Annotated in this window: 12 protein-coding genes; 6 read left to right on the top strand and 6 right to left on the bottom strand. The window is 73.1% G+C overall.

Annotated elements, in window-relative coordinates; all coding sequences use genetic code 11:
* Positions 1–69 precede the first annotated feature (69 nt).
* Positions 70–945, bottom strand: a complete 876-nt coding sequence (locus ACIF8S_RS13360; RefSeq protein WP_399999185.1) for an alpha/beta hydrolase — start codon at positions 943–945, stop codon at positions 70–72.
* A gap of 209 nt (positions 946–1,154) precedes the next feature.
* Between ACIF8S_RS13360 and ACIF8S_RS13355 the strand changes: the two genes are divergently transcribed.
* The 3 genes from ACIF8S_RS13355 (at position 1,155) to ACIF8S_RS13345 (ending at position 3,974) form a co-directional block, all read left to right on the top strand.
* A complete protein-coding gene (locus ACIF8S_RS13355; protein WP_399999183.1) occupies positions 1,155–2,078 on the top strand; it encodes a virginiamycin B lyase in 924 nt (307 codons plus the stop codon).
* Between the two features lie 137 nt (positions 2,079–2,215).
* Positions 2,216–2,878, top strand: coding sequence for an HD domain-containing protein (locus tag ACIF8S_RS13350; RefSeq protein ID WP_399999182.1), 663 nt, complete (start codon positions 2,216–2,218; stop codon positions 2,876–2,878).
* A gap of 34 nt (positions 2,879–2,912) precedes the next feature.
* Positions 2,913–3,974 carry a GNAT family N-acetyltransferase gene (locus ACIF8S_RS13345; protein WP_399999455.1) on the top strand — a complete coding sequence of 354 codons (1,062 nt, stop codon included), beginning with the start codon at positions 2,913–2,915 and terminating at the stop codon, positions 3,972–3,974.
* Positions 3,975–4,137: 163 nt separating this feature from the next.
* On the opposite strand, the gene ACIF8S_RS13340 is transcribed toward ACIF8S_RS13345, so the two are convergent.
* Together ACIF8S_RS13340 and ACIF8S_RS13335 are read right to left on the bottom strand one after the other, a co-directional pair.
* A complete protein-coding gene (locus ACIF8S_RS13340; protein WP_399999180.1) occupies positions 4,138–4,419 on the bottom strand; it encodes a DUF4031 domain-containing protein in 282 nt (93 codons plus the stop codon).
* Entirely contained in the window at positions 4,416–4,811 is a 396-nt protein-coding gene (locus ACIF8S_RS13335) for a hypothetical protein (RefSeq protein WP_399999178.1), read from the bottom strand. The genes ACIF8S_RS13340 and ACIF8S_RS13335 overlap by 4 nt, the downstream gene beginning before the upstream one ends.
* Positions 4,812–4,868: 57 nt before the next feature.
* Here ACIF8S_RS13335 and ACIF8S_RS13330 point away from each other — a divergent pair, with 57 nt between their 5' ends.
* The 3 genes from ACIF8S_RS13330 (at position 4,869) to ACIF8S_RS13320 (ending at position 7,469) form a co-directional block, all read left to right on the top strand.
* On the top strand, positions 4,869–5,810 hold the full coding sequence (locus ACIF8S_RS13330; protein ID WP_349798891.1) for a MurR/RpiR family transcriptional regulator: 942 nt from the start codon (positions 4,869–4,871) through the stop codon (positions 5,808–5,810).
* Between the two features lie 103 nt (positions 5,811–5,913).
* A complete protein-coding gene (murQ, locus tag ACIF8S_RS13325) occupies positions 5,914–6,849 on the top strand; it encodes an N-acetylmuramic acid 6-phosphate etherase (protein WP_399999176.1) in 936 nt (311 codons plus the stop codon).
* A gap of 50 nt (positions 6,850–6,899) precedes the next feature.
* Entirely contained in the window at positions 6,900–7,469 is a 570-nt protein-coding gene (locus ACIF8S_RS13320) for a hypothetical protein (protein WP_399999174.1), read from the top strand.
* 102 nt (positions 7,470–7,571) lie between these two features.
* Here ACIF8S_RS13320 and ACIF8S_RS13315 read toward each other — a convergent pair whose 3' ends face one another.
* From ACIF8S_RS13315 to groL, 3 genes are all read right to left on the bottom strand, one after another.
* Positions 7,572–9,056, bottom strand: coding sequence for an MFS transporter (locus ACIF8S_RS13315; RefSeq protein ID WP_399999172.1), 1,485 nt, complete (start codon positions 9,054–9,056; stop codon positions 7,572–7,574).
* Positions 9,057–9,255: 199 nt separating this feature from the next.
* Entirely contained in the window at positions 9,256–10,383 is a 1,128-nt protein-coding gene (locus tag ACIF8S_RS13310; protein ID WP_399999170.1) for an NADH:flavin oxidoreductase, read from the bottom strand.
* A gap of 217 nt (positions 10,384–10,600) precedes the next feature.
* Positions 10,601–12,223: a chaperonin GroEL gene (gene groL / locus ACIF8S_RS13305; protein WP_024884152.1), complete on the bottom strand. Its 1,623-nt coding sequence runs from the start codon at positions 12,221–12,223 to the stop codon at positions 10,601–10,603.
* Between the last annotated feature and the right edge of the window lie 131 nt (positions 12,224–12,354).

Raw genomic sequence — 12,354 nt, 5'->3', positions numbered from 1 at the left:
GGCCTGCGCCGCCGCCGGGACGGGAATCGCTCCGGCACGGCCGCGGGAGTCACCCCCGGCCGAGAACCGTCACGGCCGGGCGGACGGCGCGGTGAGGTCCGCGAGTTCGCCGAGGAGGCGGGCCGCCGGTGCCGGGTCGACCAGCCACTTCAGGTGGCTGCCCGGGAGGGTGCGGACGTCGTAGGGATTGTCCGGCGTCAGCTCGTCGCCCTCGCGGATCAGCCGGTCCTGCAGGGCGAGCGGCATGCTCGCGTCGTCCGCCAGGCGGACGTACGTCTTCGGGATCGTGCCCCAGGTCGCGGCCCGCGCCCGGTCGGCGGAGGTGCCGACGTCCAGGTTCTCGTCGGGCTGGAAGGTGTTCAGGAAGGTCAGGAACTCCTCGTCGGTGCCGTCGGCGAGAAAGGCCGACTTGAAGGCCGCGAGGGCGGCCGGGTCCGCGGTGCGGAAGTTCACGCGGAGCAGGCCGAGTTCGGCGGGGTTCCCAGCCGCGGCCAGGGCCAGCGAGGCGGCGTCGACCTCCGCCATCTCGGGCTCGGCGTAGTAGTCGCCCACGTCGAGCGCGACCGGGCACCAGGCGGAGACGTAGACGACGCGGTCGATCAGGTCGGGCCGCGCGTTGGCCGCGGCGGTGACGGTGACGCCGCCCCGGCTGTGCGCGACGAGGATCACCGGGCCGTTCCGCTTCGCCCGCTCCAGGACGCCGATCAGGTGCGCGGCGTTGTCGGCGAGCGTGACGCCCTTGATGGCGCCGGGCGCGGTGGCGAGCCCTTCGGGGTCCTGCGGTGCCTGGTAGGCGCGGGTGTAGGTGGCCCCGAAGCCGTGGCCGGGCAGGTCGACGGCGACCGAACGGTGCCCGAGCAGACCGAGTTCGGCCTGGAGCGGCGCGAAGGAGAAGGAGTTGGCGAAGGCCCCGTGGACCAGGACGAACGTCGGCTGGCTGCTCACTGCTTCCGGTCTCCTTCGGGTCGGGGGCCTGCCAGGTGCGTACGCACGGCAGTTCGCGCTCCGACGGCCACACTACTCAGCGGAAGATCACCGGCACCAGCCGTTATCGGCCCCTCCGTTCGTGTGCATGCCCGCCGGCCGCCGTCCGCGGCGCGCCGGGGGACGAAACGCGGTTGCGCCGGGCGTCCCGCCCGGCCAGGGTGCCGGGGATGACCGTCCCACCGGGAGTTGATGTGCCGTCCCCTCGTACCCCCTCCGTCAGCGCGTTCCGCATCACGGACGGGAAGGCCGGGCCCTACGGCATCACGGCCGGCCCCGACGACGCCCTCTGGATCACCCTGGTGCACCGTGGAAGCGTCGCCCGCCTCACCCTCGACGGCGCGTTCACGGAGTACGCCCTGGACGCGCCCGACTGCCGTCCCACCGTCATCACGCCCGGACCGGACGGCGCGCTGTGGTTCACCCGCCTCCAGGACCACCGGATCGGCCGCGTCACGGTCGACGGCCAGGTGACGTCCTTCCCCCTGCCGACGCCCGGCGGCGGACCGTACGGCATCACGGCGGGGCCGGACGGCGCGCTGTGGTTCACGGAGACGGCCGGCAACCGGATCGGCCGGATCACCGTCGACGGGGAGGTCACCGGGTTCCCCCTCCCGGTCGAGGGCGGCTTCCCCTCCGCGATCACGACGGGGCCGGACGGCGCGCTGTGGTTCACCCTGAACGGCGCGAACGCGATCGGGCGCCTCACGCCCGACGGCGACACCGCCGTGCACCCGCTGCCCACCGTCTCCGCCGGGCCGGTGGGCATCGCCGCGGACGGCAGGGGACTCTGGTTCGCCGAGATCCTGGCGGGCCGGATCGGCAGGATGTCGGCGGACGGCCGGATCACGGAGTTCCCCCTCCCCGACCCGGCGGCCAGGCCGCACGCCGTCGTCGCGGCGGCCGACGGGGAGTGCTGGTTCACGGAGTGGGCTACGGGCCGCGTCGGCCGGGTCACGGAGGACGGCCGGATCACCGAACACGCCCTCCCCGACCCGGCGTCCGAGCCGCACGGCATCGCCGTGGGCCCCGACGGCGCCCTGTGGGCCGCCCTGGAGACGGGCGGTGCGGCCCGCGTGGAACGGCTGCCGTGACGGCGGCCCGGAACACGTCGGCGCATCCGGCGCGCGTGCGGGACGAACACCGGCCACGCGGCCGGCGGGCCCGGGGAGGACGGTGCGGCGGAGCCGCTGTTGTGACACCCGGGCCGGGTACGGGAAACAATGGCTCCATGGCCGACACCGACACCCTGCGTGCCCGTTTCGCCCGTGCGCTGGAGGGGGCCCGCGGGTCCGCGGACGGGCCGGACCCGCTGCCGTACGCCGACAACCTGATCGGGCGCTGGCAGGAGCCGCAGCGGCGCTACCACACGCTCGACCACCTCGCCGCCGTGCTCGACCGGGTCGACGAACTGGCGGAGTACGCCGACGACCCCGACGTCGTACGGCTCGCCGCGTGGTTCCACGACGCCGTGTACATGCCGGACCGGTCGGAGAACGAGGAGCGGTCCGCCCGCCTCGCCGAACGGGCGCTGCCCGAGGCCGGGGTGTCGGAGGAGAAGGCCGAGGAGGTGGCCCGCCTGGTGCGGCTCACCGTGTCGCACGACCCCACCGACGACGACCGCGACGGCCAGGTGCTGTGCGACGCCGACCTCGCGGTCCTCGGGTCGCCGCCGTCGGCGTACGCCGCCTACACCGCCGCCGTCCGCGAGGAGTACCACTTCGTGCCCGGCGACGCCTTCCGTGAGGGCCGCGCCGACGTCCTGCGTCAACTCCTCGGCCTGCGCCGCCTGTTCCGCACCCCGTACGGCCAGGAGCACTGGGAGGCCACCGCCCGCTACAACCTGCGCGGCGAGCTGGAAATGCTGTCGACCCCGCCCCCGCCCTCCGCCTAGCCTCCCCGTCATGCATGGATCGGGAGCGGAACAGGTGGAGGAAGCCGTCGCGCACTGCGTGGCGGCGCTGGGGGCGGTCGCCGGCCGTGACTGGACGGCGGTGCGGGCGGGCCGGCTGGACTGGAGCTGCCGGGACACGGCGGTGCACGTCGCGGGTGATCTGATCTCGTACGCGGGCCAGCTGGCGGGCCGGGCGCAGGACGCGTACGTGCCCTTCGACATCACCCTGGACGGCGGCGACGACGGCCTGGACCCGGCCGACAACGGCGGGGTGCTCCAGGTGATCGCCACCACCGGCGCGCTCCTCGCCGCCGCCGTCCGCACCACCCCCCGCGCCGTGCGCGCCTTCCACCCGTATCCCTTCCGGCACGCGAACCGCGAGGGCTTCGCCGCGATGGGCGTGGCCGAGGTGCTGCTGCACACCCACGACATGGCCGAGGGGCTGGGCGTGGTGTACGAACCGCCCGCAGCGCTCTGCGAGTTCGTGCTGACCCGGATCTTCCCGCAGGTGCGGCCGGGCCCCGCTCCCTGGCCGACGCTGCTGTGGGCGACGGGCCGGGGCGAGCTGCCCGGGCGGGAGCCGGTCACCGCGTGGCGCTGGAGCAACAACCCGGTGCTCCGCTCGGAGCGGCTCACCCTGGAGGGCGTCACCCCGGCCGTCGCGGCGGATCTGTCCGTGGCGGGCGACGGCGGCTTCACCTGGGCGGGCGGGGCGCCCGCCGACGGCACCCGCGTGGGCGCCGGGATCACGGTCAAGCAGTACGAGGACGGCGCGTTCGCCCCGGAGTGGGGCATGTACGTGCTGGTGCGGCGGGAGGACGACCGGGCGGTGGGCGCGATGGGCTTCCACGGTGTCCCCGACGCCGGCGGCCGGGTGGAGATCGGCTACGACCTCGTCGTGGACGCGCGCGGGAACGGCTACGCCACCGAGGCGCTGCGCACCCTGTCGGCGTGGGCGCTCGGCCAGGACGCGGCGGACACCGTGGTGGCCGTCGTCGAGGAGGGGAACGTGCCCTCGCAGAAGGTCGTCACCCGCGCCGGGTTCACCGAGGTCTCCCGGCAGGAGGACCGCATCACCTACGAACTGCGCGCCTGACCCAGGGCCTCTCGTTCGGATCAGGCCGGGCTCGCGGGCCCTCGCACCGCGCCTCGCCGCGTTGTCGTCGGTTGTCAGGGCTCCGCCCTGCCGCCCTCCTCCGCCTTGCGACGCACAGCCCCAGACCCCGCTCCCTGATCCGACCTGATCCGAACGAAAGACCCTAGCCGGAAAGGCCCGTCCGCCCGGCGCCCTTGCGGCGCCGCAGACCCGCCCCGTGCAGCAGCCGCACCACCTCGCGGCTGCTGACCTCGACCGCGCCCGCGCGCACCACGTCGGCGTACCGGTGCGCGGGGATGTCGTAATGGTCACGTTCGAAGGCGCGGCGCGGCACGCCCAGGCCGTCGGCGAAGAGGTGCAGCTCGGCGTAGGAGACGTCGCTCACCAGGTGCGACCAGAGGCGGCCCTTCCCCGGCCAGGTGGGCGGGTCGATGTACAGGGTCACGAGGGGTCCGCCTCACCCAGTCCGCCGACCGCCGCGACCTTGACGCCCGCCTTGTGGCACACCCAGTGCGGGTCAGGGCCCAGCTCCGGTTCGATCTCCAGCGCGTGCGGGTCGCCGCTGCCGCACACCGGGCACAGCGGCCAGCGTCCGTACCGCTCCAGCAGGGCGTCCTGCACGTCCTGGGCGACCAGGCCGGCCAGGAAACCGGCGCCGTCCGGCCACTGTTCGACCCACCAGCGGCGGTGCGAGACGGAGTCCTCGACCAGGGACACCACGTCCGCCTCGGCGACCCCGCGGGCGACCAGATCGGCCAGCACGAGGGCCCGTGCCGCGTGCAACGCTTGTTCCAGGGGGCCGACCGGAGGGGTGCCGGGTTCACGCTCGGGGTGCATGTCCTCCATTGTGCGCACTCTTGACCCGGACCCCGGGGCGAAAATATCTTTCATTTCGTGACCAATGACGTGAAGGAAATTTTCGGGAGCGGTTCGGCCGGTGCTCCGCCCGCCCCGCCCGCGCCCGCCGCCCTCGCGGCCAAGGTGCGCACGCTGGCCCCGTCGATGACCCGCTCCATGCAGCGCGTCGCCGAGGCCGTCGCCGACGACCCGGCCGGCTGCGCGGCGCTCACGGTCACCGGCCTCGCCGAGCTGACCGGCACCAGCGAGGCCACCGTCGTCCGCACCGCCCGCCTGCTCGGCTACCCGGGCTACCGCGACCTGCGGCTCGCCCTGGCCGGCCTCGCCGCCCAGCAGCAGTCCGGGCGCGCCCCCGCCATCACCACCGACATCGCGGTGGACGACCCCATCGCCGACGTCGTGGCCAAGCTCGCCTACGACGAGCAGCAGACCCTCGCCGACACCGCCGCCGGGCTGGACACCGTCCAGCTCGCCGCCGCCGTGACCGCCCTCGCGGGCGCCCGCCGCACCGATGTGTACGGCGTCGGCGCGTCGGGGCTGGTGGCCCAGGATCTCACCCAGAAGCTGCTGCGCATAGGTCTGATGGCGCACGCCCACAGCGACCCGCACCTCGCCGTCACCAACGCGGTGCAGCTGCGCTCCGGCGACGTGGCGATCGCGATCACCCACTCCGGTTCGACGGGGGACGTCATCGAGCCGCTCCGGGTGGCCTTCGAGCGCGGCGCCACCACGGTCGCGGTCACCGGCCGCCCCGACAGCCCCGTCACGCAGTACGCCGACCACGTCCTGACCACGTCCACGGCCCGGGAGAGCGAGCTGCGCCCGGCCGCGATGTCCTCCCGGACGAGCCAACTGCTGGTCGTGGATTGCCTGTTCGTGGGTGTCGCCCAGCGGACCTACGATGCGGCCGCACCGGCCCTGTCGGCCTCGTACGAGGCGCTGGCACACCGGCACCGGGCGGGCCGCAGGAGTCCGTGAGGACACCCGCGCGCGGACGCGGCCGCGGGTGTCCGTGGCCGGCCGCGCGCCCCCGCCCCACCCGTCCGTGTGCCGCCAGGACCCAGACCGAAAGACACCGCCCATGACCTCCACCTCCCGTGACCGTGATCTGCGCTCCCAGCTGGAGACCCTGACCACCGAGGCGTTCCGGCCGGAGCTGGCGGACGTCGACCGGCTGCCCACGCTCGAGATCGCGCGGCTGATGAACGCCGAGGACGCCACGGTCGCGGCCGCCGTGGCCGAGCAGGTGCCGGCGATCGCCGCCGCCATCGACGCCGTGGCGGAGCGTATGGCCCGCGGCGGGCGGCTGGTGCACGCCGGCGCGGGCACCGCGGGACGGCTGGGCGTGCTGGACGCCTCCGAGTGCCCGCCCACCTTCAACACCGACCCGGCGCGGGTCGTCGGCCTGATCGCGGGCGGCCCGGACGCCATGGTCACCTCGGTCGAGGGCGCCGAGGACTCCCCCGAGCTCGCCGAGGCCGACCTGGACGCGCTGCGTCTCACCGCCGACGACACGGTGGTCGGCATCTCCGCCTCCGGCCGCACCCCCTACGCGATCGGCGCCGTCACCTACGCCCGCGAGCGGGGCGCGCTCACCGTGGGGCTGTCCTGCAACCGGGGCAGCGCGCTCGCGGCGGCGGCCGAGCACGGCATCGAGGTCGTCGTCGGCCCGGAGTTCCTCACCGGCTCCACCCGCCTCAAGGCCGGCACGGCGCAGAAGCTCGTACTGAACATGATCTCGACGATCACGATGATCCGCCTCGGCAAGACCTACGGGAACCTGATGGTCGACGTGCGCGCCTCCAACGAGAAGCTGCGCGCCCGCTCCCGCCGCATCGTCGCCCAGGTCACGGGCGCCGACGACGACGCCGTCGAGCATGCCCTCGCCGCCACGGACGGCGAGGTCAAGCACGCGATCCTGGTGCTGCTGGCCGGGGTGGACGGGCCGACGGCCGCCCGCCTGCTCGACGAGTCCGACGGCCATCTGCGGGCGGCGCTGGCCGCCACGGGGAGCTGACCGCCCGGCGCTGGGATACTGGAGCAGTCCCCTCACCCGGAGAAGCCACCATGAACCACGCACAGCTCACCGCCCTGGGCCGGGCCCTGCGCGTGCTCGGTGAGCACGGCGAGGCCCTGTCCGCCGACACCACGGACGGCCGGCTGCACGAGGTGCGGGCCGATCTGCGGCGCGCGCTGGACCTGCTGGAGGACAGCGTCACCACGGCCGCGCCCAGCACCCGCTGCGCCGAGCACCCCACGGGACCGGTCGACGAGAGCGCCCCGGACCTGTGCCTGCTCTGTGAGACCCGGCGCCGCGCCGCCCGCCGTGCCGAGTTCAACGGCCCGGCCCCGCAGGCCCGCCCCGCCGACCCTGCGCCCTCCCGCTACGGGGTGCGCGGCGACCGCCCGCAGCCGCAGCAGCGCTGGCTGCCGGAGCTGTGGAACGGCCAGACCTGGCAGCTGTGCGGGACCCCGCGCCGGGACCGGCACGAGGCGGAACTCTTCGTCGCGGCCCAGCGGCGCGGACCCCACGCGGCGATGGCGTACCGGATCGTGCACGAGTTCACCGACTACGAGGTGCTGCGCGTCTGGGGCACCCCGGTCCGCGTCGACATCGAACCGATGGGCAACCTCTGAGCCCACCGGCCCCCACGGCCCGGTGAGCCGGGGCGACGGCATGCGGCGGCCGCCGTCCCGGACTCCGGGACGGCGGCCGCCGTTCGCTCACCCCGCCCGGCGCTACGCCTTGGCGGGCTGCGGGGTTTCCGGCGCGCCGCCCTCGGCGACCAGCGCCTCCGCCTCGGCGGCACCCCGCTGCTTCGGGATGAACGCGGCGACGACGAAGCCCAGCAACGCCGCGCCGGCACCGAGCGCGAGGACCGTACGGAACGCGTCCTCCGACGGCAGCGCGTACGGACCGAACCGCGTGGTCATCTGGGCCAGGACGACACCGGCGACAGCGCTCGCCACGGAGGTGCCGATGGAGCGCATCAGGGTGTTGAGGCTGTTGGCGGCACCCGTCTCGGAGGCGGGCACGGCACCCATGATCAGCGTGGGCATGGCGCCGTAGCAGAAGCCGATGCCGGCGCCGATGACGCACGACGCCAGCACGAAGTGCCAGACCTCACTCATCAGCGCGACGTTCAGCCCGTAGCCGGCGGCCACGATCAGCGCGCCGATCATCAGCGTCACCTTCGGCCCCCGGGCGCGGGAGACCAGCGCCGAGACCGGGGCCAGCGCCATCATCACCAGGCCGGACGGGGCCATGACCAGACCGGCGCTCAGCAGGGACTGGCCGAGACCGTAGCCGGTCTGCTCGGGCAGCTGCAGCACCTGCGGGATGACCAGCGACATGGAGAACATCGCGAAGCCGATCGCCACGGACGCGAGGTTGGTGACCAGCACCTGCGGACGGGCGGTGGTGCGCAGGTCCACCAGCGGGCGCTCGGTGCGCAGCTCGAAGAAGCCCCAGGCGACCAGGACGACGACGGACGCGGCGAACAGGCCGAGCGTGGTGCCGCTGGACCAGCCCCAGTCACCGCCCTTGGAGATCGCCAGCAGCAGGCAGATCAGTCCGGCGGCCATACCGGCCGCGCCCACCAGGTCGAAGCGTCCGCCGGTCCGCACCTTCGACTCGGGCACCAGCGCGAGGACCAGGACGAGCGCGACCACGCCGAGCGCGGCGGACGTCCAGAACAGCGCGTGCCAGTCGAAGTTGTCGGCGATCAGCGCGGCGATGGGCAGGCCGAGCGCGCCGCCGACGCCGAGCGAGGCGCTGATCATCGCGGTGGCCGAGCCGAGCCGCTCCGCCGGAAGCTCGTCACGCAGGATGCTGATGCCCAGCGGGATGACACCGGAGGACAGGCCCTGGAGGGCACGGCCGACGATCATCGGGGTCAGGGTGTCGCTGAATCCGGCGACGACGGAGCCGACGACCAGCATGGCCATGCTGACCAGCAGCATGCGGCGCTTGCCGTACATGTCGCCGAGCCGGCCCGTCATCGGGGTGGCGACGGCGGCGGCCAGCAGCGTGGCGGTGATGGCCCAGGCGGTGTCCGACGCCGAGGCGTTCAGATACCGCGGCAGCTGTCCCACGATCGGGATGACCAGGGTCTGCATCAGCGAGACCACGATGCCGCTGAGTGCCAGCACGGGGACCACGGCACCCGTCCTGGGCGGCTCGGCGGTGCCGGTCGTGACGGATCTTTCGGGTGCGTCGGACATGAGGGAGTTCTCCGGATGAGTCAGCTCTGCTTGACTCAGGCAACTTTAAGTCCCTTGATTGACGCAAGCAAATGAAAACGATGTGACAGTCGCATGACATGCACCACGCACGAGAGGGCGCGGCGCCCCGTCGCGAGGGGGCGCCGCGCCCAAGGACCGGCCGAACCCGGTTCAGGACGTTTCCGGCCGGCGGCTCGGTTCAGCTCAGCGACGTGAGTGACGCCGCGTCGTACGCCTTCAGTTCGCCGAAGCGTCCGCCCAGGACCTTCGCCGCCCACTCGGGGTCCTGGAGGACCGCGCGGCCCACCGCGACCATGTCGAACTCGTCGCGCTCCAGACGGTCGAGCAGGTCGTCGATGCCGCGCAGCTCGGCCCCCTCGCCCAGGAAGGCACGCCCGAACTCGCCGTCCAGACCGACCGAGCCGACGGTGACGGTGGGCCGGCCGGTCAGCTTGCGCGCCCAGCCGGCCAGGTTGAGGTCGGAGCCGTCGAACTCGGGGAGCCAGTAGCGGCGCGTGGACGCGTGGAAGGCGTCGACACCGGCCGTCGCCAGCGGGGCGAGGACCGCCTCCAGCTCCTGCGGGGTCTCGGCGAGCCGGGCGCCGTAGTGGTCCGACTTCCACTGCGAGAAGCGGAAGACGACCGGAAAGCCGGGCGACACGGCCGAACGCACCGCCTGCACGACCTCGACGGCGAACCTGGTGCGGGCCACCGGGTCACCGCCGTAGGCATCGGTGCGGCGGTTGGTGCCGGCCCACAGGAACTGGTCGATGAGGTAGCCGTGGGCGCCGTGCAGCTCCACTCCGTCGAAGCCGATGCGCTCCGCGGCGGCGGCCGCCTCGGCGAACGCGGCGACGACGGCCTCGATGTCGGCCTGGGTCATGGCCTTGCCGCCCTCGGTGCCGTCCAGGCGCAGGCCCGACGGACCGACCGCCGGCGCCTCGGGGAACGGCGGCTGCCCGTGCTCGCGCACCATGCCGACGTGCCACAGCTGCGGCATGATCCGGCCCCCGGCCGCGTGCACGGCCTCGGCGACCTTCGCCCAGCCCGCGAGCTGCTCCTCACCGTGGAACCGGGGGATCCGGTCGCTGATTCCGGCGGACGGGTGGTCGACGTAGGTGCCCTCGGTGACGATCAGACCGATCCCGGCGGCGGCCCGGCGGGCGTAGTACGACACGACGTCCGCCCCCGGCACACCACCCGGCGAGAACTGACGGGTCATGGGCGCCATGACGAGACGGTTCGGCACGGTCAGCCCGTTGAGGGCGACCGGGCGGGCCAGGACGTCGGCGGCACGGCCGGTGGCTTCGGAGGCGGCGACGGTCATCGGTGGGGGCTCCTCGCGATACTGGACGGTATGTGTACGTGCATGCAATGCACTCACTGTGCCCGAACCGCCACGCGCGCTCCGCCATTCCCGCCCCGCGCACCCCCATGACACAGGTCACTCCGGCGGCATCCGGACACGCCGAAGGGCGGCACCCCCGCGTACGGGAGCGCCGCCCTTCGAACCGTCGGACGGGTCCGAACCTGACGGATCAGGCTCAGAAGTCCATGTCACCGCCCGGCATGCCGCCGCCGGCCGGGGCCGCGGCCTTCTCCGGCTTGTCGGCGATGACGGCCTCGGTGGTGAGGAACAGCGCGGCGATCGACGCGGCGTTCTGCAGCGCGGAGCGCGTCACCTTGGCCGGGTCGATGATGCCTTCGGCGATCATGTCGACGTACTCGCCGGTCGCGGCGTTCAGACCGTGGCCGACCGTGAGGTTGCGGACCTTCTCCACGACGACGCCGCCCTCGAGACCACCGTTGACGGCGATCTGCTTCAGCGGGGCCTCCAGGGCGAGCTTCACGGCGTTGGCGCCGGTCGCCTCGTCACCCTCGAGCTCCAGCTTCTCGAACACCTGGGAGGCCTGCAGCAGGGCCACACCACCACCGGCGACGATGCCCTCCTCGACGGCCGCCTTGGCGTTGCGCACGGCGTCCTCGATGCGGTGCTTGCGCTCCTTGAGCTCCACCTCGGTGGCGGCACCGGCCTTGATGACCGCGACACCGCCGGCGAGCTTCGCCAGGCGCTCCTGCAGCTTCTCGCGGTCGTAGTCCGAGTCGCTGTTCTCGATCTCGGCGCGGATCTGGTTCACGCGACCCTGGACCTGGTCGGCGGAACCGGCACCGTCGACGATGGTGGTCTCGTCCTTGGTGATGACCACCTTGCGGGCCTTGCCCAGCAGGTCGACGGTGGCGTTCTCCAGCTTGAGGCCGACCTCCTCGGAGATGACCTCGCCGCCCGTGAGGATGGCGATGTCGCCGAGCATGGCCTTGCGGCGGTCGCCGAAGCCCGGGGCCTTGACGGCGACGGACTTGAAGGTGCCGCGGATCTTGTTGACCACCAGGGTCGACAGGGCCTCGCCCTCGACGTCCTCGGCGATGATCAGCAGCGGCTTGCCCGACTGCATGACCTTCTCCAGGAGCGGGAGCAGGTCCTTGACGTTGGAGATCTTGGAGTTGGCGATCAGGATGTACGGGTCGTCGAGGACGGCCTCCATACGCTCCATGTCGGTGGCGAAGTACGCCGAGATGTAGCCCTTGTCGAAGCGCATACCCTCGGTGAGCTCCAGCTCCAGACCGAAGGTCTGGGACTCCTCGACGGTGATGACGCCTTCCTTGCCGACCTTGTCCATGGCCTCGGCGATGAGCTCGCCGATCTGGACGTCGGCGGCGGAGATGGAGGCCGTGGAAGCGATCTGCTCCTTGGTCTCGACATCCTTCGCCTGCTCCAGCAGGGCGGCGGAGACGGCCTCGACGGCCTTCTCGATACCGCGCTTCAGGGCCATCGGGTTGGCGCCGGCGGCGACGTTGCGCAGGCCCTCCTTGACCAGGGCCTGGGCGAGAACGGTCGCGGTGGTCGTACCGTCACCGGCGACGTCGTCCGTCTTCTTGGCGACTTCCTTGACCAGCTCGGCGCCGATCTTCTCGTACGGGTCCTCGAGCTCGATCTCCTTGGCGATGGAGACACCATCGTTGGTGATCGTGGGGGCGCCCCACTTCTTCTCGAGGACGACGTTGCGGCCCTTGGGGCCGAGCGTCACCTTCACGGCGTCCGCGAGCTGGTTCATGCCGCGCTCGAGGCCGCGCCGCGCCTCCTCGTCGAACGCGATGATCTTGGCCATGTGAAGTGGTCCCTCCAGGACTGGGGGTGATTCCTTCGGACCGCGCCCGCGCCCGCGACGGACGGCTCGCCGGCCGTGTGGTTCCTTGCCCCACGTGACCTGGCGGGCCTCACCGACCCGGTCCTTCGTTG

This window comes from Streptomyces sp. NPDC085937, from assembly GCF_044540535.1.
Classification (GTDB): Bacteria; Actinomycetota; Actinomycetes; order Streptomycetales; family Streptomycetaceae; genus Streptomyces.
The sequence above is the reverse complement of the archived record's forward strand: the minus strand, read 5'-3'. Positions and strand labels throughout refer to the sequence as shown.